General features: G+C 31.4%; 22 protein-coding genes and 2 tRNA genes. 10 read left to right on the top strand and 14 right to left on the bottom strand.

Annotated features, from left to right (window positions below):
• Positions 1 to 2 precede the first annotated feature (2 nt).
• From OM075_RS08460 to aroQ, 4 genes are all read right to left on the bottom strand, one after another.
• A tRNA-Asp gene (locus tag OM075_RS08460) sits at positions 3 to 76 on the bottom strand.
• Positions 77 to 145: 69 nt separating this feature from the next.
• A tRNA-Asp gene (locus tag OM075_RS08455) sits at positions 146 to 219 on the bottom strand.
• Between the two features lie 524 nt (positions 220 to 743).
• Positions 744 to 2,180 carry a pyruvate kinase gene (gene pyk / locus OM075_RS08450; protein ID WP_301190060.1) on the bottom strand — a complete coding sequence of 479 codons (1,437 nt, stop codon included), beginning with the start codon at positions 2,178 to 2,180 and terminating at the stop codon, positions 744 to 746.
• Positions 2,181 to 2,208: 28 nt separating this feature from the next.
• On the bottom strand, positions 2,209 to 2,649 hold the full coding sequence (aroQ, locus tag OM075_RS08445; protein ID WP_301190059.1) for a type II 3-dehydroquinate dehydratase: 441 nt from the start codon (positions 2,647 to 2,649) through the stop codon (positions 2,209 to 2,211).
• A 617-nt stretch (positions 2,650 to 3,266) separates the two neighbouring features.
• Here aroQ and xerD point away from each other — a divergent pair.
• Positions 3,267 to 4,169: a site-specific tyrosine recombinase XerD gene (gene xerD, locus OM075_RS08440; protein WP_301190058.1), complete on the top strand. Its 903-nt coding sequence runs from the start codon at positions 3,267 to 3,269 to the stop codon at positions 4,167 to 4,169.
• A 28-nt stretch (positions 4,170 to 4,197) separates the two neighbouring features.
• Here xerD and OM075_RS08435 read toward each other — a convergent pair whose 3' ends face one another.
• The 3 genes from OM075_RS08435 to OM075_RS08425 all read right to left on the bottom strand — a co-directional run bounded on the left by OM075_RS08435 (position 4,198) and on the right by OM075_RS08425 (position 6,267).
• Positions 4,198 to 4,734, bottom strand: a complete 537-nt coding sequence (locus OM075_RS08435; RefSeq protein ID WP_301190057.1) for an RsmD family RNA methyltransferase — start codon at positions 4,732 to 4,734, stop codon at positions 4,198 to 4,200.
• Positions 4,725 to 5,576: a DUF3822 family protein gene (locus tag OM075_RS08430; RefSeq protein ID WP_301190056.1), complete on the bottom strand. Its 852-nt coding sequence runs from the start codon at positions 5,574 to 5,576 to the stop codon at positions 4,725 to 4,727. Before OM075_RS08430 ends, OM075_RS08435 begins: the two co-directional genes overlap by 10 nt.
• Before the next feature lie 61 nt (positions 5,577 to 5,637).
• Positions 5,638 to 6,267: a hypothetical protein gene (locus tag OM075_RS08425; RefSeq protein ID WP_301190055.1), complete on the bottom strand. Its 630-nt coding sequence runs from the start codon at positions 6,265 to 6,267 to the stop codon at positions 5,638 to 5,640.
• 90 nt (positions 6,268 to 6,357) lie between these two features.
• On the opposite strand from OM075_RS08425, the gene OM075_RS08420 reads away from it, so the two are divergent.
• Positions 6,358 to 7,779, top strand: a complete 1,422-nt coding sequence (locus OM075_RS08420; protein ID WP_301190054.1) for an ATP-dependent DNA helicase — start codon at positions 6,358 to 6,360, stop codon at positions 7,777 to 7,779.
• A gap of 62 nt (positions 7,780 to 7,841) precedes the next feature.
• Here OM075_RS08420 and OM075_RS08415 read toward each other — a convergent pair whose 3' ends face one another.
• From OM075_RS08415 to OM075_RS08390, 6 genes are all read right to left on the bottom strand, one after another.
• Complete coding sequence (locus tag OM075_RS08415; protein WP_301190053.1) at positions 7,842 to 9,593, bottom strand: phospho-sugar mutase; 1,752 nt, start codon at positions 9,591 to 9,593, stop codon at positions 7,842 to 7,844.
• Between the two features lie 21 nt (positions 9,594 to 9,614).
• Positions 9,615 to 10,493: a dTDP-4-dehydrorhamnose reductase gene (gene rfbD, locus OM075_RS08410; RefSeq protein ID WP_301190052.1), complete on the bottom strand. Its 879-nt coding sequence runs from the start codon at positions 10,491 to 10,493 to the stop codon at positions 9,615 to 9,617.
• An 8-nt stretch (positions 10,494 to 10,501) separates the two neighbouring features.
• The gene (gene rfbC / locus OM075_RS08405) at positions 10,502 to 11,050 is read right to left on the bottom strand and encodes a dTDP-4-dehydrorhamnose 3,5-epimerase (RefSeq protein ID WP_301190051.1); all 549 of its coding nucleotides are present in this window, start codon (positions 11,048 to 11,050) and stop codon (positions 10,502 to 10,504) included.
• Between the two features lie 43 nt (positions 11,051 to 11,093).
• A complete protein-coding gene (gene rfbA, locus OM075_RS08400; protein ID WP_301190050.1) occupies positions 11,094 to 11,966 on the bottom strand; it encodes a glucose-1-phosphate thymidylyltransferase RfbA in 873 nt (290 codons plus the stop codon).
• 13 nt (positions 11,967 to 11,979) lie between these two features.
• Positions 11,980 to 12,927, bottom strand: coding sequence for a UDP-glucuronic acid decarboxylase family protein (locus OM075_RS08395; RefSeq protein ID WP_301190049.1), 948 nt, complete (start codon positions 12,925 to 12,927; stop codon positions 11,980 to 11,982).
• Positions 12,928 to 13,139: 212 nt separating this feature from the next.
• A complete protein-coding gene (locus OM075_RS08390; RefSeq protein ID WP_301190048.1) occupies positions 13,140 to 14,468 on the bottom strand; it encodes a UDP-glucose dehydrogenase family protein in 1,329 nt (442 codons plus the stop codon).
• A 401-nt stretch (positions 14,469 to 14,869) separates the two neighbouring features.
• Between OM075_RS08390 and rpsA the strand changes: the two genes are divergently transcribed.
• The 8 genes from rpsA (at position 14,870) to OM075_RS08350 (ending at position 23,374) form a co-directional block, all read left to right on the top strand.
• Complete coding sequence (rpsA, locus tag OM075_RS08385; RefSeq protein WP_301190047.1) at positions 14,870 to 16,720, top strand: 30S ribosomal protein S1; 1,851 nt, start codon at positions 14,870 to 14,872, stop codon at positions 16,718 to 16,720.
• 44 nt (positions 16,721 to 16,764) lie between these two features.
• Positions 16,765 to 17,118 carry an STAS domain-containing protein gene (locus tag OM075_RS08380; protein ID WP_301190046.1) on the top strand — a complete coding sequence of 118 codons (354 nt, stop codon included), beginning with the start codon at positions 16,765 to 16,767 and terminating at the stop codon, positions 17,116 to 17,118.
• Positions 17,118 to 18,038, top strand: coding sequence for a ribonuclease Z (locus OM075_RS08375; RefSeq protein WP_301190045.1), 921 nt, complete (start codon positions 17,118 to 17,120; stop codon positions 18,036 to 18,038). The genes OM075_RS08380 and OM075_RS08375 overlap by 1 nt, the downstream gene beginning before the upstream one ends.
• A gap of 79 nt (positions 18,039 to 18,117) precedes the next feature.
• On the top strand, positions 18,118 to 19,647 hold the full coding sequence (guaA, locus tag OM075_RS08370) for a glutamine-hydrolyzing GMP synthase (protein WP_301190044.1): 1,530 nt from the start codon (positions 18,118 to 18,120) through the stop codon (positions 19,645 to 19,647).
• Positions 19,648 to 19,772: 125 nt separating this feature from the next.
• The gene (locus OM075_RS08365; RefSeq protein ID WP_301190043.1) at positions 19,773 to 21,371 is read left to right on the top strand and encodes a S41 family peptidase; all 1,599 of its coding nucleotides are present in this window, start codon (positions 19,773 to 19,775) and stop codon (positions 21,369 to 21,371) included.
• A 12-nt stretch (positions 21,372 to 21,383) separates the two neighbouring features.
• Positions 21,384 to 22,310 carry a serine O-acetyltransferase EpsC gene (epsC, locus tag OM075_RS08360; RefSeq protein ID WP_301190042.1) on the top strand — a complete coding sequence of 309 codons (927 nt, stop codon included), beginning with the start codon at positions 21,384 to 21,386 and terminating at the stop codon, positions 22,308 to 22,310.
• 116 nt (positions 22,311 to 22,426) lie between these two features.
• Positions 22,427 to 22,975 carry a SiaB family protein kinase gene (locus OM075_RS08355; protein WP_301190041.1) on the top strand — a complete coding sequence of 183 codons (549 nt, stop codon included), beginning with the start codon at positions 22,427 to 22,429 and terminating at the stop codon, positions 22,973 to 22,975.
• Between the two features lie 18 nt (positions 22,976 to 22,993).
• The gene (locus OM075_RS08350; RefSeq protein WP_301190040.1) at positions 22,994 to 23,374 is read left to right on the top strand and encodes a DUF1987 domain-containing protein; all 381 of its coding nucleotides are present in this window, start codon (positions 22,994 to 22,996) and stop codon (positions 23,372 to 23,374) included.
• 44 nt (positions 23,375 to 23,418) lie between these two features.
• Here the strand turns inward: OM075_RS08350 and OM075_RS08345 are convergent, their stop codons facing one another.
• Complete coding sequence (locus OM075_RS08345; RefSeq protein WP_301190039.1) at positions 23,419 to 26,505, bottom strand: ATP-binding cassette domain-containing protein; 3,087 nt, start codon at positions 26,503 to 26,505, stop codon at positions 23,419 to 23,421.
• Between the last annotated feature and the right edge of the window lies 1 nt (position 26,506).

The following is a 26,506-nucleotide window of genomic DNA, read 5'->3' as shown; positions in this document are numbered from 1 at the left end:
TGCGGTCTGGACGGGACTCGAACCCGCGACCTCCGGCGTGACAGGCCGGCATTCTAACCAGCTGAACTACCAGACCAGTATAAAACAAAATCAATATTTTTCGAGTTTAAAATAAAGATCATTATCTTTATTTACTTTCAGTTTGCGGTCTGGACGGGACTCGAACCCGCGACCTCCGGCGTGACAGGCCGGCATTCTAACCAGCTGAACTACCAGACCAAGTGTGCTTGTTTTTTCTGAAAGCGATGCAAAGATAGAGCTTTTGTGTCTACTTGCAATAGTTAAGTGCTTTTTTTTATAAGAAAAATCAAAATAAAATCTCTGTATCCCGCTACAGGCTTGCTTGTCAGGGTGTTGTAGTGGGTGAAAAAAATGGAAAAATATTTAAAAAAACGACTCTAAAAACTAATTCATACATAATGTTATCTAATATGAGGTTTATTGCGGTATATTTTTGGAGTTTTTATAATGAAAAAATATCATATTATGATAAAGAAGTAGTCTCTATAATCAGATTTTTTATACAATCGACCTACTATTTACAGTTGATACATGTGTGAGTAATGTAAATAGTATTAAAGTAAAGTTGATTTTAAATTGTGATAAAGAAAAGAAACCTAAGAAATAGATGAATTGTTACAATATGGTCTGTTTATGCAATGCCTATTGATGGAGTATGGTTTATCTACAATGCAAAAAAAAAGAGGCCATAAGCCTCTTTTTTTATATATAGAAAGAAATTATTATTTCTTTGCTTCTTTTGTTTTAGTCAATAGTTCATCAACAGTGATGATTTCAAGGAATGTTGTACCACTACCAATACCAAAACTACTTCCAAGATATGCAACTTGATCAGATCCTTCTAAAACATCTTTCTTTAATAATTTTTCAAGAGTTTTAATAAGGATTTCTTCTTTAGAACCACCTTGCTCCATAATTCTAGGAGTAACTCCATAAGAAAGGTTTAATTCTCTAGCTGTTCTTGGGCTAAAACATAATGCGTATACAGGAATATTTCCTCTAAATGCAGCTAAATAACGAGCAGTTCTACCAGAAATACTATCAGTAATTACAGCTTTAACATTTAAGTCAGCTGCAGATTTGAATGCAGTTTCTGCTAAATAAGTTGTTTTACTTTTTAGTAAGTTTGGTACAGGAATGTCGTTACGGTTATCTTTAGCAGCTTCAACTTCCTGAGCAATAGAAGACATTGTTTGAACAGCCTCAACACCATAATCTCCGTAAGCAGTTTCACCACTAAGCATAATTGCATCAGTACGATAGTAAATTGCATTTGCAACGTCAGTTACCTCAGCACGAGTTGGACGAGGATTTTTAATCATTGTGTGTAACATTTGTGTAGCAACAATTACTGGCTTTTTGAATTCTACACACTTTCTGATTAATTTACGTTGGATTCCTGGAATTTTTTCTTGAGCAATTTCAATACCCATGTCACCACGAGCAATCATAACTCCATAAACACAGTCAACAATTTCATCGATATTATCAACACCTTCTTGGTTCTCGATTTTAGCAATGATTTTAGCAGGACATTCTAAACGATCTAATTCTTTTTGAACGTCAGCAACATCTTGAGCGTTTCTTACAAATGAGTGAGCAATAAAATCAACTTCTTGAGCTGCTGAATATTCTAAGAAACGAATATCTTTTTCAGTTAAAGATGGTAAGTTAATACGAACACCAGGAACGTTAACACTTTTTTTACCACCAATTTCGCCGTCATTCTCAACAGAACAAACTATGCAGTCATCTTTTTTGTCGATAACTTTAAGAGCAGTTTCACCATCGTCAATTAAAACGTCGCTTCCTACAGGAACATCTTTAACAAAATCAGCATATGATACGCATACGCACTCTGCAGTTGATTTAGTATCAGGCTCTCCTTTAACTAAAATAGTACTACCTTTTGTAACTAAAATTTTGTTTCCATCTTCAGTAGGTGTAGTTCTAATTTCAGGACCTTTTGTATCAACAAGAATTGCTACTTTGTCAGATACGTTACGTACTCTTTCAACAACTCTTTTTAAACCTTCGTAATCCATGTGAGCAGTGTTTAATCTCACTACGTTTACACCTGATTTAATTAAACTTCTAACATACTCCTGATCACACTTCATGTCTGATACAGTAGCAACGATTTTTGTAAACTTTTTCATCAACTAATTATTTATTTCAATTTTCTAATTATTTATCTTGCTTAAATTCAGATGCATTTAATATACTTTGAATAGCTAAATTATATGAATCTAACCCAAAACCAGCAATGGTTCCTGCACAAACAGGAGAAATGTAAGAGTGATGTCTATATGACTCTCGTTTAAATACATTTGATATATGAACTTCGATTACTGGGGTGGTAATGCCAGAAATTGCGTCAGCCAGTGCAATGGATGTATGAGTGTAGGCGCCTGCATTAAATATTATTGCATCAAAACTAAAACCTACTTCGTGGATTTTATCAATTAATTTACCTTCGATATTTGATTGAAAATAAGATAATTCAATATTATTGTAAATTGTTTTCAATTCATTGAAATAATCTTCAAAGGACTTATTTCCATAAATATTTACTTCTCTTTTCCCTAATAAATTTAAATTAGGTCCATTTAGTATTAAAAGCTTCATTTTTTCTGAAAAATTGTAGTAAATACAATTTGGTTTATGGGGCACTCTAAAATTCGCAGCAAATGTATTGAAAACTTATGTGATTATAAAACCGATTTAATAAACATTGTGATAAAAAACCTAGTTTTTACAGTTTATAAATAACTTCTTGATATTCCATTATTTAATGTATTGATACTGGCAATATTTAAGTGTCATATAATCAGCTATTTAAAAATATTATTTTAAAAGAGGTTTAATATATAAAGATAAAATCTACAATATTTAACTTTAGAGTTAAATATTGTAACAAATTGATATTAAATAAATCAGTTTACTTTTGATTTTTTGCTAATTAGTTATATTTCAAAGAGGTTTAGTGAACAATTGCATCATACTTTAAATAGAACGTAGGAACTAATTTTTTGACTAATATACCATATATATTAAATGTTGTGATTAGTAGTAATGTGTTAATAAGAGTAAAATATAATATATAAATTAAAGTAGGATAGTGTGTTACATTTTTAAGATAATAAATTAATATTTACATAAAAAATTATTTTTTGTTGATTGGAAATATATATGTTATTATATTTACTATACTATTCAATTTATAATTAATTAATATACTAAAAATGATTTGGGATTCAGAAATTGAAGGCTTTAAAGGTTATTTAAAAGTCGAAAAAGGGTTATCAGATAATTCAATTCATGCATACGTTACAGATTTAACAAAATTAGTTCAGTTTCTTAAAGATCGTGCTCTAGATCAAGAAGGTCCGGAAGGAGTTACTTTGAATAATCTTAAAGAAATGATTGAGTGGATTGCTCAAAAAGGTATAAGCCCAAGAACTCAAGCCAGAATTATTAGTGGAATCAAATCGTTTTATAAGTTTCTATTAATTGAAGAAAAGATCGAGAAAGATCCAACAGCATTACTAGAATCACCTAAAATAGGAAGAAAATTACCTGAAATATTATCAGTTGAAGAAATTGATACTATCATTAATGCTATTGATACTAAAAAGCCAGAAGGACAAAGAAATAAAGCAATTTTGGAAACTTTATATAGTTGTGGGTTAAGGGTTTCGGAACTAATAGAATTGAAAATTTCTAATCTGTTTTTTGAATCAGGATTTATTAAGATTGAAGGAAAAGGGAATAAAGAACGATTAGTGCCTATTAGTGCCAAGGCAATAAAAGAAATTAATTTGTATTTAAGTGAATACCGACGAAATCTTAAGATTCACCATGATAGTGAAGATATATTGTTTTTAAACAGAAGAGGGAAGAAGCTATCTAGGGTAATGATCTTTACTATAATTAAAGGTCTTGTTGCAGTGATAGGAATGGATAAAAATGTGAGCCCGCATACGTTCCGCCATTCATTTGCCACACATTTAATTGATGGGGGTGCTAATTTAAGAGCTGTACAGGAAATGCTAGGACATGAGTCGATAATTACAACAGAAATATATACTCATTTAGATAAAGAGTATTTAAAAAATACTATGATTCAGTTTCATCCAAGATCATAAATAAAAAAAAGGAGCAATGCTCCTTTTTTTATGCTTTGAAAAACGTAAATATCACTTTTCCGTTTTCTCTGTTCTCTACAAAGTTAGGGTGTGATTTAAAATCCACTTTCCCGGAATGTTCAAAAATTAGAATTCCTTCGCTGTTTAATAAATTATTGCTTAACACAAGGTCTGGAATAGTTTCTGCATTTTCAAGATCATATGGTGGATCAGCAAAAATCATATCAAAAGTCTCCGATGTTTTTTCAATAAATTTGAAAGCATCAGCCTTAATGACTTTAATAGATGATTTCATACCAAGTTCATCTATGTTTTTTTTAATAAATCTAAAGTGATTGAAGTTTAATTCAACACAAGTAATATTATTTGTACCCCTGGATGCAAATTCTAAGCTAATACTACCTGTACCACCAAACAAGTCAAGTACTTTAAGTTCTTCGAAAGAATAATGGTTGTTTAGAACATTAAATAAGTTCTCTTTTGCAAAGTCAGTAGTTGGTCTGGCTTTAAAATTTTTTGGTGGAGAAAATCGTCTCCCTTTTAAAGAGCCACTTATTATACGCATAATGGAATATTAATTAAATTGATATGTTCTTGTAAGGAAATAGTTTTAAAAACAGATGCAAACTTAAAATGTTTACTCTCTTTTACAATTTCGATATTCTTAATATACTTCTTCAAAAGAGCGTAGATTTCATCAGTTTTTGAAATCATGCCACTTAAAAATACAGTGGAAGTATTTGTATTAAGTTTTAGTTGTTCAAAAATAAGAAGAGTGTAATATAAAAACTCTTTTTTATCCTGAAATTTAAAAGAGTTGTGCAGCTTTAAATCATTTCCTGCAATTGCAATGATATCAAAAATTGAGTTTTGTAAGTTGATATAGATCTGAAATTGATCATAATTAAAACTGGTATTCAGGAGCGCTGTTTCAATAAACGGAGTAGTTGAACAATAATAGTAAACATTGGAAAATTTATCATTAAAAAGTTCAACTATAGTTTTTGGTATGTTAAAAACACAATAAGAATCAGCCATCTTAATCTTATTGCTAAAAGTTAACTCTTCCTCAAATTTATTCTGATTAAAGCAGAAGTCAAGATATAATTCCTTTTGGTCTTTTTGATATAAAGAAGTAGGAATTAATGTATTTTGTTTCGTATAGTACAGTACAAATACTTTCTGATAGGGGAATTGGAGATATTCATTTTCTTTTAATTCTTTCTCAATCGTATTGATTAACGAATCATTTATTGAAAAAGGATGTTCTGAAAATAAGATGTATTCATTACTAATTGGATCAAGAACACAAAAAGAAAATCCATCCAGAGTTAACTGGATGGATAAAAAATATGAATTCGTAATGTTTTTATCGAAATTACTATCAACAACAAATTGGTTACTCATGATAATATTTTACGCTTAAGCAGTGTGTTTTATATTATAAATCTGCAATAAAAGCAAAATATTACTCCCAGTTACCAGCGTTGTTATTAGTTTCTTCTAATGAACCAACTTTTAATCCTGGATATTTCTCCAATTTAGAAGCTTTATCATTTAAGTTGATGATTTCTTGCTCATCAAGTCCATCAAGATAAACGTTGTTGTGTACTTTAGCTTCAAATACTTCAACTTTAACACCAGAACCTGTTTGTACGACTCCAGCTCCCATTTCGTATTCTTCATTTGCAACGAATGGAACATACTTTAAAGAATCAATGTGGTAATTTTTACCAAAAAGAGAATCAAGAACGCTTACTAAAATAGTATCACGTTTAATCATTCCTAATTTTAATGCTTTTTCTTCCGTCCAACCTTCAGCTAATAAGCTATCTGAAAGGCTACCTTCTTTCTTTACTAATTTTAAAGAATCAGATTTTACGAAATTAATTAAGGAATCAAAACTTCCTGTATATTTTTCATATTGCGATTTGTAAGCAACCTGCGCAGTTCTGATGTCTTTTAGTTTTTCGATGTTAGCTTCTGTACGAAGTTTGTGAACTCTGTTAAACTCAATTACACTATTGATACTGTCATAACACAGATATGCTAAACCAACAATTGCAATAAGAAGTACGATTTGAATTACTGTTTTCATTATTTTACAGATTTTTGTATTAGTTTGAATGCACAAATTTAAAAAAAAAATCAAATTTTGGATTTTGATTCACCTATTTTATAACGAATAATGTTAAATAATCATATCATATCGAATATTAAAGCTCATTTTGAGCATGTTCCTACAGAATCTCAGAACAGCGCAATTGATCTTTTTGTTGATTTTCTTACTTCAACAGATGATAATCCTGTATTTATTTTAAAAGGATATGCCGGAACGGGAAAAACTTCATTAATAAGTTCAATTGTAGCATCATTGGATGAATTTAAATTTCGACAGGTTTTAATGGCTCCTACAGGGAGGGCTGCCAAAGTATTTTCTGGTTATGCAGGAAAGCCAGCTTATACTATTCATAAAGTTATATATCGTCAGAAATCGGCAAATGATGGCTTTGGTACTTTTAATTTGAATAAAAATTTGAAACCTGATACCATATTTTTTGTTGATGAAGCTTCTATGATATCCGGTTTTAGTAATGAGTACACAAGTTTTGGTAGCGGCAATTTGCTTGAGGATTTATTAAATTTTGTGTTTGAAAATAGAAATTGCAGATTAGTTTTAATTGGCGATTCTGCACAGTTGCCACCAATAGGTAACTCTGAAAGTCCGGCCTTGGATACTGATACCTTAAATTATTATGGAGTTACCCTTTTTTCCTGCTTTCTTACAGATGTAGTTCGACAGTCATTGGAAAGCGGAATATTAAATAATGCTTCAAATCTAAGATGTTCTATTGAGTCGGATACATTTTTTGATGATCTTCCTAAATTTGATACATATGGGTACAAGGATATCAAAAGGATATCAGGAGAGGAGCTTATTGAAGAAATAAATACGGCATACGATTCTGTGGGTATGGATGAAACTCTAATTGTAAATCGATCAAATAAAAGAACAAACTTATATAATAAAGGTATTCGTAATTCAATATTGTATAAAGAAGAAGAAGTTTCTGTTGGTGATTATATTCTGGTTGTAAAAAATAACTATTTCTGGTTGAAAGAGCATAAGGAAGTTGATTTTATAGCAAATGGAGATATTGCTGAAATAGTTAGGATAAAAGGATATGAAGAACTTTATGGTAAGAGGTTTGTTAATTGCACTATCAGGTTAATTGATTATAAGGAGCTGGAAGTTGATGTTAAGTTGATTTTAGATGTGTTAAATACAGATACCGCAGGATTTACTCAAAAAGAACAGGAGGTATTCTTTTATGAAATCATGAAAGATTATGAAGATCTTTCACCTAAAAGAAAGCAATATGAGGCTGTAAAAAACAATGAGTACTATAATGCCTTGCAAGTTAAGTTTGCTTATGCAATGACTTGTCATAAAGCTCAGGGTGGCCAATGGAAAGTAGTGTTTGTAGATCCAGGTTTTGTGCCAGAGGAAAATATAAATAAAGATTATTATAGATGGCTATATACAGCAATAACAAGGTGTACAGAAAAATTATACCTGGTAAACTTTAAAGATGAATATTTTGAGTAATAGCATAAAATAAGAAAGGGGAAATTTTCCCCTTTCTTAATCATAATATGTAATAATATTTGTTACAAAATCTTTAAATCAGTCGCAATAGCATTGATTTTTTCTTCAGCTTTAGCATCTGCATCATAATACTCAGCCTTATCTTTCATTTCACCTTTTACCTCAAAATAGAATTTGATTTTAGGTTCAGTTCCTGAAGGTCTTACACTAACTTTAGATCCGTCTTCAGTGAAGAATTGTAGCACATTAGATGTTGCAGGTAGATCAATATCTGTTTCTGTGTTGTCTACCTTATTAAATGCTTTTAAAACAGCATAATCTTTAACAACAGAAACCTTAGAACCAGCCAATTCAACAGGAGGATTTTCTCTAAAATCTTTCATTAATTGCTGAATTTCATCAGCTCCGGATTTTCCTTTGCGAACGATATAAATCATCTTTTCTTTAGAAAAACCGTATTCAATATAAATATTTTGAAGTAGTTCAAATAAAGTTACTCCATTGTCTTTAGCCCAAGCTGCAATTTCAGCAAACATAGCACAAGAAGCAACAGCATCTTTATCTCTAACATAGTCTCCAGGTAAGAATCCATAACTTTCTTCTCCACCACAGATGTATTTTTTCTCTCCTTCGTAGGTTTTAATTTTATCAGCAATCCATTTGAAACCAGTGAATACGTCAAAATATTCAATGTCGTTTTTAACCGCAATTTCTTTAAGTAATTCACTTGTTACAATAGTTTTAACAATAAATTCCTTACCGGTTAAAAGATTGTTTTCTTTCCATCTTTTAACCATATACCACGTTAATAAAAGCGCTGTTTGGTTCCCGTTTAATAAGATAAATTCACCTTTTTCATTTTTACATGCAATACCAAGTCTGTCAGCATCAGGGTCAGAAGCCATTACTAAATCCGCATCAATTTCAGCTGCTTTATCTACTGCCATTTTTAATGCAGCAGGTTCTTCCGGGTTTGGAGAAACTACAGTTGGGAAATCTCCACTAACAACATCTTGCTCCGGAATATTTATAATATTTGTAAAACCATATTGCTTTAATGCAGCAGGAATTAATTTTACACCAGTTCCGTGGATAGGAGTATAAATAATCTTTAGGTCTTTATTTCTTTCAATTGCACCAGTATCTAGTGAAATAGATTTTACCTTATCCAGGTATTTTTTGTCCATTTCTTCACCCAATACTTCAATTAAAGTATCATTACCTTCAAATTTAATCTCATCAATTGATGTGATTTTTTGCACCTCATCAATAACATTAGTGTCATGTGGAGCAATCATTTGACCTCCATCATTCCAATATGCTTTGTATCCGTTATATTCTTTAGGGTTATGAGATGCAGTGATAATAATACCACTTTGACAGTTTAATTCACGAATAACAAAAGAAACTTCTGGTGTTGGGCGTAAATCATCAAAAAGAAGGGCTTTGATTCCGTTTGCAGAAAGAATTTTAGCAGAAATTTCTGCAAATTCTCTACTGTTGTTTCTACAATCGTGACCAATACATACTTTTATCTCATCTAAATCGGCAAACTGGCTGTTAAGATAGTTTGCTAAACCTTGAGTTGCAGCTCCAACAGTATAAATATTCATTCGGTTAGAACCAGGTCCCATAATTCCTCTTAAACCACCTGTTCCAAATTCTAAATCTTTGTAAAATGCATCAATAAGATCACTTTTATCTTCTTTGTTTAAAAGTTCAGAAACTTGTTTTTTAGTTTCTTCATCGTAATTTCCTGATAGCCATTGGTTAGCTTTTTCTGTTACCAATGCCAATACATCTTGGTTTTCCATTGTATTTTTCTGTTATTAGTTTTAGTTTTTGGTTGCTAACTTACGTAAGCATTTTTCAAGACTAAATCTCCAATATGGAATTTCTATCTTATAGGTAGTTTTTATTTTAGTTTTATTAAGAACACTATAGTAGGGACGAGGTGCTGCTGTTGGATACTCTTTTGATTCAATTGGTAATACATTGCAATCAATTCCCATTAATTGATGAATGTTAATTGTAAAATCATACCAACTACAAACACCTTCATTACTAAAATGATATATTCCAGGTGTAAAATTAACTGATTTATTTTCAATTTTTAAAATTATATTCAAAATTCCTTCGGCAAGATCTACTGCATAGGTTGGAGAGCCAACCTGATCAACAACAACTTTAAGTAAGTCTCTATCATTACCAAGTTTAATCATTGTTTTGACAAAGTTATTTCCAAACTCAGAGTATAACCATGCTGTTCTTATAATTATTGAATTGGGCTGTTCTTCAAGTAAATATTTTTCGCCTAACAACTTTGTTTGACCATAATAAGATGAAGGAACGGCATAATCGTTTTCTGTATATGGCTTAAATGAGTTGCCATCAAATACATAATCAGTAGATATATGTATAACAGGAATATTGAATTCCTTTGCTACAATACCAATATTTTTAACTGCCTCGGCATTTAGTTGTAAACTGGCAATTTTATCACTTTCTGCTTTGTCTACAGCAGTGTAGGCTGCGCAATTAATAATATAGTTATAATCTTTGTCAGAAATAAAATCTCGAATATTGTCAATGTCGCAAATATTTAAGTCTTCAACATCAGTAAAAGATATGTTGATATCAACAAATTTGTTTGAAATTGATTGAAAACTTTGACCTAATTGACCTTTTCCTCCTGTAATTAATACTTTAATCATTTCTATAGTTAAAAATTATATTCAGCATCTTTAAAATGTGGGTGAAGCAAATCTTTTTCAGATACAATGGCTTCGTTTGTTGGTATTTGCCAGTTTATATTAAGATTGGGGTCGTTATATAATAGACCTCTTTCTGCCTCTTTGTTGTATAAATTATCACATTTATAGGAAAATATAACTTCATTGCTTAATACGGAAAAACCATGAGCAAAACCTCTAGGTACTAATAATTGTAATCCGTTTTCCTGTGATAATTCAATGCTAAAACTTTTTCCAAATGTATCAGAGTCTCTTCTTAAATCAACAACGGCGTCAATAATCTTTCCTTTTAAAACCTGAACTAGTTTGGCCTGTGAATAGGGGGCTAGTTGATAGTGTAAACCTCTTATTACTCCATATTGAGAACAGGAAACATTATCCTGAACGAATTCATTGACTATGTCTAATGTATAATAGCGTTCTTTATTGTATGATTCAAGGAAAAATCCTCTTGAATCAACAAATTTATTTGGTTTTATAATAAGTAAGTCTTTTATATCTGTCTTTAAAATTTCCATATATTATTAGTACCTAAATATTTTATAGGATTGTATGCTTAATTTATTTTGCAATTCTTTTTAAATAAGCTCCATATTCATTTTTAGCTAAAGGCTCTGCTAATTTTAATAATTGGTCTTTGTTAATGTATCCTTTATTGAATGCAATTTCTTCTAAACAAGCCACCATTAATCCTTGTCGATGTTCTATTGTTGCAATAAAGTTAGAGGCTTCCAACATGCTGTCATGAGTTCCGGTATCTAACCAAGCCATACCGCGGCCCATTAAATTTACTTTTAAATCACCTTCTTCAAGAAAGATCTTATTCAAGTCTGTAATTTCTAATTCTCCTCTGGGAGAAGGTTTTAATGATTTTGCTTTTTGAACAACTGAGTTATTGTAAAAGTATAAACCTGTTACAGCGTAATTCGATTTGGGATTTTCAGGCTTCTCTTCAATACTAATTACATTATTATTAGCATCAAATTCCGCAACTCCATATCGTTCCGGATCTGTTACATAATATCCAAAAACTGTAGCTCCTGTATTTTCTTTTACAGTTTGAGAAAGTAATTTGGAAAAATCGTATCCAAAGAAAATATTGTCACCCAAAATTAAACATACATTATCGTCTCCGATAAACTCTTCACCAATAATAAAGGCTTGAGCTAAACCATCAGGACTAGGCTGTTCTGCATAAGATAAGGTAAGTCCTAATTGGTTGCCATCACCAAATAAGTTTTTGTACAAAGGAAGATCCTGTGGTGTTGAGATAATTAATATTTCTTTGATTCCAGCAAGCATTAATACGGATAGAGGATAATATATCATCGGTTTATTATACACTGGTATAATTTGTTTTGATATACTTTGTGTAATAGGGTAGAGTCTTGTTCCAGAACCTCCTGCAAGAATAATTCCTTTGTAATTTGCCATATGTAATTAGGGTTTATTTTGGATTTTTTAAAAGATTATCGAAAAATTCAATTGTTTTGGTTAATCCCTCTCTTAGTTGTACTGTTGGTTCCCAGTTATTTAACTCTTTTTTTGCAAGAGTTATGTCAGGTTGTCTTTGTGTAGGATCATCAGCAGGAAGAGGTAAATAAGTAAGTTTTGATTTTGAATTTGTTAATTCAATTACTTGCTCAGCTAATTCTAACATTGTGAACTCATTCGGATTACCAATGTTAACGGGTCCATGAAAATCATTACGGGAGTTCATCATTCGAATCATGCCTTCAATTAGATCATCAACATATTGAAAGCTTCTTGTTTGTTGACCATCGCCAAATATGGTAATGTCTTCACCTTTTAAAGCTTGAACAATAAAATTTGAAACCACTCTTCCGTCGTTAGGATTCATTCGTGGACCGTATGTGTTGAAAATTCTGATTACTTTAATATCCACATTATTTTGTTGGTGATAATTGAAGAATAAACTTTCAGCACAACGTTTACCTTCATCATAACAAGATCTAATACCAATTGGATTTACATTTCCCCAATAGCTTTCTTTTTGCGGATGAATTTCAGGATCTCCATAAACTTCAGATGTTGAGGCTTGTAAAACTCTTGCTTTAATACGTTTGGCTAAACCAAGCATATTAATAGCTCCCATTACTGATGTTTTTATGGTTTTTATTGAATTGAACTGATAATGAACAGGTGATGCAGGACAAGCTAAATTGTATATTTCATCCACCTCAATAAAATAAGGATGAGTTACATCGTGTCTGATTAATTCAAAGTAAGGATTTTCTAGTAAATGAATAACATTTGATTTACTACCTGTGAAGTAATTGTCTATACAAATAACTTCATTACCATCATTTAATAATCTTTCACACAGGTGAGAGCCAATAAAACCAGCACCTCCTGTTACTAATATCCGTTTCATGTGTTTTAATTTGATTTTTATTTTCACATGGAACTCGCCAAATTAGATCATTTCCCTGTGCGAAAAAGATTTCTCATGGCTCGTTTCATATAAATTGAGTTTAAACAAAAATGCTTGTTTAAACTCAAATCTTATTGCTTAATGTTTTATTATAATTAAATATGATCGCAAAGTGAAATATGTTTAATATTAAGCTTGCGAAATAATATTTACTATGGTTTTAAAGGTTTTCTACCTATGCTATAATAAGTAAAACCATTTTCAACAATTTCTTCAGGATCATAAATGTTTCTACCGTCAAAAATAATTTTGTTGTTTAATAATTTCTCTAAAACTTTAAAATTTGGAATTCTGAATTCAGGCCATTCAGTGATAACAATTAATGCTTCAGTATCAATTAAAACTTCGTAAGGATCTTTTCCATATTCAATTTTATCACCAAGAATTCTTTGAGCTTCTTCCATAGCTACCGGATCATAGGCTTTAACTTTGGCTCCCATTTTGATTAGCTCCTCAATCAGAACCAGAGCAGGGGCTTCTCGCATGTCATCTGTTTTAGGTTTAAAAGATAATCCCCAAAGCGCAAATGTTTTGTTTTCAAGATTGCTACCAAACTCTTCTTTTATTTTTCTTACAAGAACGTGTTTTTGATCGTTATTCACATCTTCAACAGCTTGAAGTAATCTTAATTTATATTGATGGTCATTTGCTGTTTTAATTACTGCTTTTACATCCTTTGGAAAACAAGAACCTCCATATCCAGCTCCTGCATATATAAATTTGTTTCCAATACGAGCATCAGAACCAATACCTTTTCTTACAGAAGTAATATCTGCACCAACAATTTCGCACAAATTGGCCATATCGTTCATAAAGCTAATTTTTGTAGCAAGCATTGAGTTGGCTGCGTATTTAGTCATTTCTGAAGATGGAATATCCATGAAAATAATTGGATGACCATTTAAAAGGAATGGTTTATATAGGCGCTGCATTGTTTTTTCTGCTTTTTCAGATTCTGTACCAACAACAATACGGTCCGGTTTTAAGAAATCTTCAATAGCATTTCCCTCTTTAAGGAATTCCGGATTTGAAGCAACATCAAATTCTACTTCAACACCTCTTTTTTCCAATTCGTCAGTAATTGCCGCCTTAACTTTTTTAGCAGTTCCAATAGGTACTGTACTTTTAGTAACTACAACCACATAATGATTAATGTTTCTTCCAATTTGGCGAGCTACTTCTAATACATATTTTAAGTCAGCACTTCCATCTTCGTCAGGTGGTGTTCCTACTGCAATAAAAACAATATCTGAATTTTCAAGCGAATCCTTTATACTTGTGGTAAAGAATAATCTGCCTTTTTCAATGTTATCATGAACCATTGTTTCTAGACCGGGTTCATATATTGGAATGATACCATTCTTAAGGTTTTCAATTTTTTTTTCGTCAATGTCAACACATGTAACATTTACTCCAACATCAGCAAAACAAGTTCCTGATACAAGTCCAACGTATCCGGTTCCAACAATAGAAATTTTCATTTGTTTAAAGTTTTATTTTGTTATAAGGTATCTCGTTAATTTTTTACCAGCCTCAAAAGTAAAGATTTTTGTTAATTTAAGACAATATACTTTCCAATAATTGGATGAAGTCATACTTTTTGATAAAAGTAGATGTCTCTGCAATTAAAAAACAAATTTATTTGATGAAATGAGGTTTAGTAAAAAGCCAGCAATACTATATTATATAAAGTTGTATTGTATTTCTACATGTTAATGAATAATCGTTGTATTTATATGGATAACCTAGTTTGTGTAATTGTTTTTTTAAGAAATGATTAAAATATCCTGTTGGTTATAAGAGAATTTGGTTAAAAGTTTGTACTTTTGCACCTGTTTTTATAAAATATAATGTCTAACTACTAGTAATTAATTGATTTACAATGAGTGAAGTAAATGAAAATGCTCAGGAATTAAACGAAACTCCTGAAGTAAAAAATGAAGCAGCAAACGTGACTGCAACAACTTCTGATGCAAACTTTGATTGGGATGAGTTTGAGCAAGGAGAAGTATTTGGAAAAACTGGATCAAAAGCTGATCTAGAAAAAATGTATGATAAAACTCTTTCTACAATCTCTGAAAAAGAAGTTATTGAAGGTGAAGTTATCGCATTAAGCAAAAGAGAAGTTGTAATTAACATTGGTTTTAAATCTGATGGTATTATTTCTAGAAATGAATTTCGTTATAACCCAGAATTAGCTGTAGGTGATAAAGTTGAAGTTTATGTAGAAAGCCAAGAGGATAAAAAAGGTCAATTAGTTCTTTCTCACAAAAAAGCACGTGCATTACGTTCTTGGGATAGAGTTAATGCAGCTTTAGAAAATGACGAAGTTATCAAAGGATACATTAAGTGTCGTACTAAAGGTGGTATGATTGTAGATGTATTTGGAATTGAAGCTTTCCTTCCAGGTTCACAAATTGATGTGAAACCAATTCGTGACTACGATATGTATGTAGGTAAAACAATGGAATTCAAAGTTGTTAAAATCAACCCAGAATTTAAAAACGTTGTTGTATCTCACAAAGCTCTTATTGAAGCAGAACTTGAGCAACAGAAAAAAGATATTATTTCTAAGCTTGAAAAAGGACAAGTTCTTGAGGGAACTGTTAAAAACATTACTTCTTACGGGGTGTTTATCGACCTTGGTGGAGTGGACGGACTTATCCACATCACAGATTTATCTTGGGGTCGCGTAACTCATCCAGAAGAAATCGTTCAGTTAGATCAAAAATTAAATGTTGTAATTCTTGATTTTGATGATGAGAAAAAACGTATTGCTTTAGGTTTAAAACAATTAACTTCTCATCCTTGGGATTCTTTAGATGCAGAGCTTAAAGTTGGTGATAAAGTAAAAGGAAAAGTGGTTGTTATGGCTGACTACGGTGCGTTTGTTGAAATCGCTCCAGGTGTAGAAGGTTTAATTCACGTTTCTGAAATGTCTTGGTCACAACACTTAAGAAGTGCACAAGATTTCTTAAAAGTAGGTGATGAAGTAGAAGCTACTATTCTTACTTTAGATCGTGATGAGCGTAAGATGTCTCTTGGAATTAAGCAATTAAAAGCTGATCCATGGGAAAAAATTGAAGAAAGCTACGCAGTAGGATCTAAGCACCAGGCTAAAGTTAGAAACTTTACAAACTTTGGTGTATTTGTAGAGATTGAAGAAGGTATTGATGGATTAATCCATATCTCAGATCTTTCTTGGACTAAGAAAATTAAACACCCAGCTGAATTTACTTCAATTGGAGATGTTGTTGATGTTGTTGTTTTAGAAATTGACAAAGAAAACAGAAGATTAAGTCTTGGTCATAAGCAATTAGAAGAAAATCCTTGGGATGTATTTGAAACAATGTTTACTGTTGATTCAATTCACGAAGGAACTATCATGGAATTATTCGACAAAGGTGCTGTAATTTCTCTTCCTTATGGAGTAGAAGGTTTTGCAACTCCTCGTCATTTAGTTAAAGAAGATGGTTCTCAAGCTAAGGTTGATGAAAAATTAGATTTTAAAGTAATCGAATTTAATAAAGCGTCTAAGCGTATAATCCTTTCACACTCAAGAGTTTTTGAGGATGAGAAAAAAGCTGCAGATGATACAGAAAAAGCTGCACAAGTAAAAACTACGAAAAAAGGCGTTAAGAAGTTGAAAGATAACTTAGAAAAGACTACATTAGGTGATATTTCTAGCTTACAAGCTCTAAAAGATAAAATGGAGCAAGACGAGCAGAAGTAATTAAGTAGCCTAAATGAGTAGTATTCAATAAATTCTTTTTACAGATGGACTTTAAAATAGATAAATTAGATGATTTCACACTTATTCAGATTTTAAAGGAAAAACTAGATACGCATATTGCGCCTTCTCTTAAGTCTGAACTTGTATTATTATCAGGTAATGGAGAACGCAATATTCTTTTGGACCTTGGTAAATCAAGTTATTGTGATTCATCTGGATTGAGTGCTATTCTTGTAGCTAATAGGTTGTGTAAAAATGCTGATGGAGTGTTTGTTTTATCTGGACTACAACCCGCGGTAGAGAGATTAATCTCTGTTTCGCAGTTAGATTCAGTGCTAACTATTGCTTCAGATCTTGATGAAGGTGTTGAATTAATGAAGAAAGCTATTGAAAAATAATGTCGAAAACATTTTCAATTACCATCTTAGGAAGTAACTCAGCATTACCAACTTCTGAAAGATATCCAACCGCTCAGGTGCTCAATGTATCTGAGCGGTTTTTTTTGATAGATTGTGGAGAGGGAACGCAAATTCAGTTAAGAAGAAATAGGATTAAGTTTTCTAAGATAAATCATATTTTTATTTCGCACTTACATGGCGATCATTGTTTTGGTTTAATCGGCCTTATCTCAACAATGGGTTTGCTTGGAAGAATTGTTGATTTGCATATTCATTGTCATCCCGACCTGGAAAAAATATTAGTGCCACAATTGGATTATTTCTGTAAAGACATGCCCTTTAAAGTTATATTCGATTGTTTTGATTGGAAAAAACAGGATATGATCTATGAGGATAAGAATATGGAAGTTTATACTATTCCTTTAGTTCACAGAGTTCCTACTGTAGGTTTCTTGTTTAAAGAAAAAGTTGCAGAGAGAAAAGTTCGTAAAGAATTTGTATTTAAATATCAACCATCAATAAAAGAAATCATTGCCATTAAACATGGTGAACCTTATTATACTAAAGATGGAGAATTGATATTAAACGAAGATATTACCATTGAACCACCCAAGCCACTAGCATATGCATTTTGTACGGATACCAGGCCGGCAAAGAAAGCTATTGATCAAATAAAAGATGTGGATTTACTGTATCATGAGAGTACTTTTTTAAAAGAAGATAAAAAGTTGGCTCATAAAACTTATCATAGTACAGCTGAACAAGCCGCTAATATAGCTAAGGAAGCTAATGTAAAACAATTGATGATTGGGCATTACTCTACTCGATATAAAGATTTGAGTCTTTTTTTGGAAGAAGCCAAAACTGTTTTTGAAAATACAGTTTTGGGTAGAGAAGGTGTTGTGGTAACATTAGCATAATTATCTTAAAAAAGTGGATTTTAATCCCTATATTTGCGAAAAATTTAAATAATTTATAAACCCATTAAGCCTCTGTTTAATGCAAGAAAAAATAGTTATTCTTGACTTTGGGTCACAATATACCCAGCTAATTGCCCGTAGGGTAAGAGAGTTAAATGTGTACTGTGAAATTCATCCTTTTCATTCAGTACCAGAGTTAGATAGTAGTGTAAAAGGAGTAATTCTTTCAGGTAGCCCTTATAGTGTGCGAGATGAAGAGGCTCCAATTCCAGATTTAAAAAGTATTAAAGGTAAGTATCCATTATTAGGAGTTTGCTATGGTGCTCAATTCTTATCTCAGTTTTTTGGCGGTGAAGTAAAACCTTCAAATACCAGAGAGTATGGTAGAGCAAATCTTGGATTTATTGATAGAGGCAATGAATTAATGACAGGTGTGCCCGAACATTCTCAAGTATGGATGTCGCATGGCGATACTATAGTAAATTTACCTGAAAATTATTCTATAATTGCAAGTACTGGAGATGTAAAGGTTGCTGCTTACGAGGTAAAAGGCGAAAATACATGGGGATTACAATTCCACCCTGAAGTTTATCATTCTACAGACGGTAAAACAATACTTTTCAATTTTGTTGTTTCAATTTGTGGTTGTTCTCAGGATTGGACACCAGATTCTTTCGTAGATTCAACAGTAGCTTCTTTAAAAGAAAAGTTAGGTAATGATAAAGTTGTTTTAGGTTTATCAGGTGGTGTTGATTCAACAGTTGCTGGTGTTTTATTAAACAAGGCAATTGGTGATAACCTTACTTGTATCTTTGTTGATAATGGATTATTGAGAAAGAATGAATACCAAAATGTTTTGGATTCATATCAACATATGGGCTTAAATGTTATTGGAGTTGATGCAAAACAAGAGTTTTTAAGTGAACTTGCAGGTGTGTCGGATCCAGAAACAAAAAGAAAGATAATTGGTCGCGTTTTTATTGAAACATTCGATAAGGAAGCACACAAAATTCAGGATGTAAAATGGTTAGCTCAAGGTACTATTTATCCTGATGTAATTGAATCAGTTTCTGTTAATGGACCTTCTGCTACAATTAAGTCGCATCATAATGTAGGTGGATTACCTGAAAAGATGAATTTGAAGGTTGTTGAGCCATTAAATTTGTTGTTCAAAGATGAAGTTCGTCGTGTAGGTAGTGCGTTAGGAATATCACCAGCATTACTTGGTCGTCATCCTTTCCCGGGACCTGGTTTAGCAATTCGTATTTTAGGTGATATCACCGAAGAGAAAATTAACATCCTTCAGGAAGTAGATCATATCTTTATACAGGGATTAAAAGATAATGAACTTTATGATGATGTATGGCAGGCAGGAGCAATGTTACTTCCAGTGCAGTCTGTTGGAGTTATGGGGGATGAGAGAACATATGAGAGAGTGGTTGCTTTAAGAGCAGTTTCTTCTACAGATGGTATGACTGCGGATTGGGTGCATTTACCATATGAATTCCTTGCAAAAGTATCTAATGATATTATTAATAAAGTAAAAGGAGTAAACAGAGTTGTTTATGATATAAGTTCAAAACCACCAGCAACAATTGAGTGGGAGTAGATTGAAAATATAAAACAAAAAAAAGACCAGAACATTTCTGGTCTTTTTTTTGTTTTAAAGGTTGAAGGTTTTTAATAGTTTATATCTTTGTTTTAAACGACTAAATAATAACACAAATTAGTACTATGCATTTTAATAAGGTGGTTAAAGGTTCTTTGCAATTTATTTTCTTAATGGTATTGTTTTTATATGGGAGTAATATAAAAGCTCAGAATTTTAATCAGGATCTACAAAAGTTGCAATTGGCATATAAATTAATTTCTACATTTTATGTTGATTCGGTTGATAACGAAAAATTAGTTGAAGATGCTATTGTAGGAATGCTTAAAAATCTGGATCCTCATTCAGAGTATCTTTCACAAGAAGAAGTTAGAAAATTGAATGAACCTTTGGATGGTGGTTTTGAAGGAGTGGGTGTACAGTTTAATATTTTAAATGATACACTATTGGTAGTCGCTCCTATATCTGGAGGTCCTTCTGAAAAAGTTGGGATTTTAGCAGGCGATAGAATCATTTATATTGATGATGAAAATGTAGCGGGTATAGGTTTAACAAATAGTGGGGTACAGCAGCGTTTAAAAGGAAAAAAAGGAACCGAAGTAAGACTTAAAATATTAAGAAAAGGATCTGATAAGTTATTAGATTTTACCGTTGAACGAGATAAAATTCCAATATATAGTGTAGAGGCTTCATATATGGCATCTGATGATGTTGGCTATATTAAAATTAGTCAGTTTAGTGCAACAACTTCAAGTGAGTTCGAAAAGTCTTTAAAGGATTTGAATAAGCAAGGAATGAAGAATTTAATTCTTGATTTAAGGGGTAATCCTGGAGGTTATTTAAAGGCTGCAATTGAAGTTGTAAACGAATTTTTAGATGCAGATAAGTTAATTGTATACACAGAGGGAATGACTAATCCAAGAAGAGAATATCATTCATCTAGTGAAGGTCTTTTTAAGAAAGGTAAAGTTGCTGTTTTAATTAATGAAGGATCTGCTTCTGCAAGTGAAATTGTAACAGGGGCTATTCAGGATTGGGATAGAGGTATTGTGCTTGGTAGGAGAAGTTTTGGAAAGGGTTTGGTTCAGCGTCCATTAAATTTACAAGATGGATCAATGATAAAACTTACAATTGCTAAATATTATACACCGTCTGGCAGATGTATTCAGAAACCTTATGATAAGGGAGTAGATGCATACAGAAGAGAAATATATATGCGGGATGTTCTTCATCAGGAAAATGATTCTGTTTCACATAAAGGACCAGAATATCATACCAAATCATCACAAAGATTAGTATATGGAGGAGGAGGAATAAATCCTGATATCTTTATTGCCGCAGATACTACTGGTTATTCCGATTATTACAGGGATTTGATTGCTCTAGGTGTAATTAATAGGTATGTTTTATCTTTTATGGATAAAAATAGAGTTGGTTTAAAAGAAAGATACTCAAATTATAAGGAGTTTAATAATTCGTTTGAAATTGATGATAAGATGATTTCGGATTTATTGGATGAAGGCAAGAAAGAGAAAATAACATCTGATATTAATGAGTTAGAAGTTTCGCTGAGTTTATTGAAAAATCAACTTAAAGCATTAATAGCAAGAAATATTTGGGGAGTAAATGAATATTTCCAAACAATCAATCCCAATTCAAATGAATTTAATAAAGCTTTAGAGATATTATCTTCAGATAAATCATATTCAAATTTGCTGAATTAATAGTTATATATTATGACCCATTTCAAGTATCCAGAAGTAATACAAGAAACGATTAAAGCATTAACTGTAAAAGATTCTTATAAAAGTGTATGTCATACACACTTTTTTGAGTATCCTATGCCTTCAGGAAATGTAATAGGTGAAATTGTTAATTTGACCAGGGAGATACTTTTTCCGGGTTATTTTGGAGATTCACCTGTACGTTCAGAGAGTATACATTATTATATTGGAGTAAATACCGAACGTTTATTTGAATTATTAAATCGTCAAATATTAGCAGGTTTATGTTTTCAATGTAGCATGTCTGATCCTGAAAAATTAAAGGAAAATAAGCTGAAGGCTTTTGAAATAACTAAAGATTTTATTGCCTTGCTTCCTGAATTGAGGCGGTTGTTGACAACCGATGTGGAAGCAGCTTATTTGGGTGATCCAGCAGCAAAAAGCAGGGGTGAAGTAATATTTTGCTATCCTGCAATTAGAGCTATTTCCAGTTATCGTATAGCACATGCATTGGTTAAGTTGAGCGTACCTATTATTCCTCGAATGATATCAGAAATGGCACACTCTGAAACAGGAATAGATATTCATCCTAAAGCACAAATTGATGAATACTTTACAATAGACCATGGAACAGGTGTTGTTATCGGGGCTACATCTATTATAGGTAAAAATGTTAAGTTGTTTCAGGGGGTTACATTAGGTGCAAAAAGTTTTCCATTGGATGATAATGGTAATCCAATTAAAGGAATTCCACGACATCCGATTGTTGAAGATGATGTTGTTATTTATTCGCAGGCAACTATTTTGGGAAGAATAACTGTAGGAAAAGGTTCTGTTATAGGTGGTAATGTTTGGGTAACTAATGATGTAAAACCGGGGTCGAAACTTGTACAATTTAAACCTAAGGATTCTTTGTATACAGAAGGAGGGGGAATTTAGGATGTTTTCCATATTTTAAACTTATTGTTTAAGATTATTCGTAAAATTGATTAAAGTTTAAGCTTGTACAATAGTCAAAATTTATATATTTGTGACAAGCTTTATTAATAATACAGATGGCATTTAACATAACAGAGTGGTATAACGATAAATTAGAGGGAGAAGTTATTCTTAACTTTAATGGAAGTATTACCCCTGATCTTATAACTGAAGCATTAGGTACTATTGAAAATAGTTTAAACCTTAAGAATGAAAAAAATAAGATTAGGAAAAAGGTGTATAATGTGTTTGTGGAGTGTTTGCAAAATTTATATCATCACGTAGATAAAGCACCTGTTGATTTACATGATAATCAGCAAAATAATTTTGGAGTTATCATTTTAAGTAAAGATGGCTCTTTTTACAGGATTTCAACAGGAAATTTTGTAGATAAAAGTAAAATTAATGTTATTAAGGATCGTATTGATCAGGTAAATTCTCTTTCTGATAAAGAAATACGCATGTTGTATTTGGATATTATGAGTAATGGAGAGTTTTCGGATAAAGGGGGTGGCGGCCTTGGGATGCTTGATATCGTAAGAAAGACTGGCAATAAATTAGAATACTATTTTTATAAGTATAATGACAGTCATATATTTTTTTCATTAGATGTATATATTAGTTAAAACCATATAGTTACCAATATGGAAACAATAGTTAGAGAAGGAACACCTAAAACTCCATATGTTAGATTAGATGGAGAAAAAGGAATTATCGAAATTAAAGGACGTTCAATACCAGAAAATTCAATAGAGTTTTATAAGCCTCTTATTGATTGGCTTGAAGAGTATAGCAGTGATGTTAATAATGACACTGCAGTGAATGTCCAGCTTGAATATTTTAACACTAGTTCTTCAAAATGTATTTTAGATATTTTCAAGAAATTGGAAAGTATATTTAAAAAGGGACAGAAAGTAGAAGTTAACTGGTATTATGAAGAAGATGATGAGGATATGTTTGAGGCTGGAGAGGATTATCAGTCGATAATAAACATACCTTTTAAAATGATTGAAATGGAAGAGTAAAAATATTAAGATTACAATGTGAAAGAGAGTAGTATATTTATATGCTACTCTCTTTTATTTTTTAGTTTATTGTATTTCTCTTCAAAAATATGCAGCATTTCTTTTAGTATTCCAGAGTATAGAATTAGAAATAATACAATATTGTATAACCAGATAACGATTGTGTTAGCCCATATTGTATCAATTTTTATGGAACCTATTTTCTTGTAAGGACTAAGAAAATGAGCTAATAAATAATTATTTTGAGGGTCTTTAAATATTGGGTCTGATTTCTGTAGTAACTTACCATTGTATTCAATAATCTTATTAGAAAAGATATTGTTAGTATTTCTTACAAATCGTTCAAGTTCTAAATTATAATTTAATCTTTTAAGATTATTAAATTCTTCTTTCTCTGCGTTTGTTTTAAGGAATTGCTTTTTCTTGTTATCAAGTAATTCATCCGTTTTATTGAAAATCTTAATATAGTCTTTCTTTAGGCTGTTTATTTCCTCTTTAAGTTTATTGTAAGTGTCAATATTAAAAGTGTCAGAAATTGCATTTATAGCATAAAACTTGTCTTTAAGTATGCCATTGTTACTCGCGTAAGCAATCTCATTTTCAATAAGAGAAAAAGCGTTATTAAGATTTTCAATATCTTGGTTTTCATAATATTTTAAGCAGTCATCAAGTTTGGCTAGAATTGAGGGTATCCAATATTCTTTTTTAAATTTTGCTTCACTTTTAATCTTATCAAATGTATAAAACTCCCTTTCGTATTTGTTGTTTTTAAATTGATTTACAGCTAAGGCTTCAAAAGCCCATCTTGCAGTAATTCCTTCTCCATACCAGGGGATTTTTTCCGGATTTGATAATTTAGGATTTAAATTATCATAACTTATAAATACTCCGGAAAGAATGATTTGAGGAATGAGTAGAAATGGAATAAGAATATAGATGTTAATAGCATCTTTAAAGCTATCAGAGATGATTAAACCTAATAAATTAGAAAATACAGATGCACTAAACAGAATAATCCAATACTCAAAGAACATCCCTTTAATCTCGATGATTGTATTTCCTATTGCTACAAATAATAAAGTTTGGATGGCAGAAATAAATCCCAGAATAAAGAATTTTGAAAGCAAGTAGCTTAATCTGCTTAGATTTAAAAATGCCTCTCGCTTTAATATTTTTTTGTCACGTATTATTTCTTCTGCACTAACAGTAAGGCCAACAAAAAGAGCAATAATAACTGCCATGATAATGTAAACAACAATGTTTGGGTTGTCTTGGTATACATACCCTTGATTGTTGGTGGTGTCTACATTATAAAATTTTATAATGGAAGACAAAAGAATGGCTAATATGGGTGTTTCTAATAGGTTAATTAATAAATATTGCTTATTAGAAAGTTTTGAAAGTACATCTCTTTTTATAAAAACACTAAGTTGTTTTAGTTTATTTGGGATCTTAAAATTTATACTAGGTGGATCATTTAAGCTCTCTTTTCTTTTTGATTCAGGTTTGTACTCCTTAAAACGTTGATGCCATTCGTCAGGTTCTATTTTTCTACTTCTGGTAAGAGTTCCGTATTCATCGATAATTTGAGATGATACGATATTAAGAACCTGCTCCGGATTGACATTTCCACAGGTATGGCATTCGCTTTCTTGTTTATTTGCTTGGTTTACTGATGATTTGAAGTAGTTAATGCTTTCGACAGGATCTCCATCGTATATTAAATACCCTCCATTATCCATTACCAATAGTTGATTAAACATTTTAAAAATGTCACTAGATGGTTGATGGATAACAACAAATACGAGTTTTCCTTTTAATGCCAATTCCTTTAATAAGTCTAAAATGTTGGCAGAATCTTTAGAAGATAAACCGGATGTTGGTTCATCCAGAAACAGGATTGCAGGTTCACGTATTAATTCTAGAGCAATGTTCAGTCTTTTACGTTGTCCTCCACTTATTTTTTTATTCAAGGGAGAACCTACTTTCATGTCCTTAATTTCATGAAGACCTAAAGATGAGAGTAGGGATAAAACTCTTTTTTGAATTTTAAGTTCACTGTAATCACCAAAGCATAATTTTGCATTGTAATAAAGGTTTTGATAAACTGTAAGGTTTTCCATTAGCAGGTCGTCCTGCGAAACGTAACCAATCAAACCTTCTATTTTTTTTGGATTTTTATGTATGTCGACATTGTTTATTTTTACATTTCCCTCTTGTGGTTGTACAATGCCACTTAAAATATTGGTAAGTGTTGTTTTTCCAGCACCACTAGCTCCCATAATCCCCACTAATCGACCTGATTCACTATAAAAACTTAATGGTTGAATTCCAATAGTTTTATTTTTGAATGCATAACTTATGTTATTAACATTGAATGTTATTGGTTCCGAAATATTATCACTTGTGAATTTACCTACAATATCACTGTAATATATTGGATCAATTCTATTATTTCGTAAAGAACATCCTGGAGTAAGAACATGAACTCTGTTAGTGGCTAATAACTGGCCATTGATGCTAATTTCTACATTGTCATTTAATCTTAAAAGAAATAAACTGCCGGATTTTATTCTTAATATATGAATTTCTTGTTTAAGATTTGCCCATTGTAAGTGTCTTGTCTGACTGTATTTTGAGCCTTTGTTTTTGTTAATGATCAGAAGATTATTATTGTTGACAGGAGTATTCATATCTCCAATGATAAAATCTTCCATTAAATGATACTCTTCATCCGAAATATGAAAAGTTTGCGCTATTGTGTAAACAAAGTCTTTCTCGAATCTGCTGATTTCAACTCCTGATTTTAGAAATTCAATAAGCTGAATAATTACAATGAGCTTCTGGTAGTGAACAAGCTCTTTATTAATTGCGGTTGAAATTCTTAAGGCTTTAACAGAATTGGCTGTTAAGGTAGAGCGTTCGATTTCGCTATTTTGGAGCTTCTTTAATTTTGATACGTGCTCTTGATAGTGTTTTTCATAGATATTAAGATATTCCTCAACCATTTGTTTGTTTAACTGCTGGTCAAGGAAGTTCTTAACTATGTTTCTTCTTGATTTACTGTCCTTTTGAGGAAATGCTATTAAAGCAAAAAGTTGTATTAATGCTTTTAATATTCCTTCGCTCATA

Origin of the sequence: Plebeiibacterium sediminum (assembly GCF_026013605.1) — a bacterium.
Classification (GTDB): Bacteria; Bacteroidota; Bacteroidia; order Bacteroidales; family Marinilabiliaceae; genus Saccharicrinis; species Saccharicrinis sediminus.
The sequence above is the reverse complement of the archived record's forward strand: the minus strand, read 5'-3'. Positions and strand labels throughout refer to the sequence as shown.

What these genes read in the sequence shown, in the direction of transcription:
- OM075_RS08430 (WP_301190056.1), bottom strand. Translation starts at nt 5,576, where the DNA reads ATGAGTAACCAATTTGTTGTTGATAGTAATTTCGATAAAAACATTACG.
- rpsA (WP_301190047.1), top strand. Translation starts at nt 14,870, where the DNA reads ATGAGTGAAGTAAATGAAAATGCTCAGGAATTAAACGAAACTCCTGAA.
- rfbA (WP_301190050.1), bottom strand. Translation starts at nt 11,966, where the DNA reads ATGGCAAATTACAAAGGAATTATTCTTGCAGGAGGTTCTGGAACAAGA.
- OM075_RS08350 (WP_301190040.1), top strand. Translation starts at nt 22,994, where the DNA reads ATGGAAACAATAGTTAGAGAAGGAACACCTAAAACTCCATATGTTAGA.
- OM075_RS08390 (WP_301190048.1), bottom strand. Translation starts at nt 14,468, where the DNA reads ATGAAAATTTCTATTGTTGGAACCGGATACGTTGGACTTGTATCAGGA.
- guaA (WP_301190044.1), top strand. Translation starts at nt 18,118, where the DNA reads ATGCAAGAAAAAATAGTTATTCTTGACTTTGGGTCACAATATACCCAG.
- epsC (WP_301190042.1), top strand. Translation starts at nt 21,384, where the DNA reads ATGACCCATTTCAAGTATCCAGAAGTAATACAAGAAACGATTAAAGCA.
- OM075_RS08425 (WP_301190055.1), bottom strand. Translation starts at nt 6,267, where the DNA reads ATGAAAACAGTAATTCAAATCGTACTTCTTATTGCAATTGTTGGTTTA.
- rfbC (WP_301190051.1), bottom strand. Translation starts at nt 11,050, where the DNA reads ATGGAAATTTTAAAGACAGATATAAAAGACTTACTTATTATAAAACCA.
- OM075_RS08420 (WP_301190054.1), top strand. Translation starts at nt 6,358, where the DNA reads ATGTTAAATAATCATATCATATCGAATATTAAAGCTCATTTTGAGCAT.
- OM075_RS08395 (WP_301190049.1), bottom strand. Translation starts at nt 12,927, where the DNA reads ATGAAACGGATATTAGTAACAGGAGGTGCTGGTTTTATTGGCTCTCAC.
- OM075_RS08375 (WP_301190045.1), top strand. Translation starts at nt 17,118, where the DNA reads ATGTCGAAAACATTTTCAATTACCATCTTAGGAAGTAACTCAGCATTA.
- OM075_RS08435 (WP_301190057.1), bottom strand. Translation starts at nt 4,734, where the DNA reads ATGCGTATAATAAGTGGCTCTTTAAAAGGGAGACGATTTTCTCCACCA.
- pyk (WP_301190060.1), bottom strand. Translation starts at nt 2,180, where the DNA reads ATGAAAAAGTTTACAAAAATCGTTGCTACTGTATCAGACATGAAGTGT.
- OM075_RS08365 (WP_301190043.1), top strand. Translation starts at nt 19,773, where the DNA reads ATGCATTTTAATAAGGTGGTTAAAGGTTCTTTGCAATTTATTTTCTTA.
- rfbD (WP_301190052.1), bottom strand. Translation starts at nt 10,493, where the DNA reads ATGATTAAAGTATTAATTACAGGAGGAAAAGGTCAATTAGGTCAAAGT.
- OM075_RS08380 (WP_301190046.1), top strand. Translation starts at nt 16,765, where the DNA reads ATGGACTTTAAAATAGATAAATTAGATGATTTCACACTTATTCAGATT.
- OM075_RS08355 (WP_301190041.1), top strand. Translation starts at nt 22,427, where the DNA reads ATGGCATTTAACATAACAGAGTGGTATAACGATAAATTAGAGGGAGAA.
- OM075_RS08415 (WP_301190053.1), bottom strand. Translation starts at nt 9,593, where the DNA reads ATGGAAAACCAAGATGTATTGGCATTGGTAACAGAAAAAGCTAACCAA.
- xerD (WP_301190058.1), top strand. Translation starts at nt 3,267, where the DNA reads ATGATTTGGGATTCAGAAATTGAAGGCTTTAAAGGTTATTTAAAAGTC.
- aroQ (WP_301190059.1), bottom strand. Translation starts at nt 2,649, where the DNA reads ATGAAGCTTTTAATACTAAATGGACCTAATTTAAATTTATTAGGGAAA.
- OM075_RS08345 (WP_301190039.1), bottom strand. Translation starts at nt 26,505, where the DNA reads ATGAGCGAAGGAATATTAAAAGCATTAATACAACTTTTTGCTTTAATA.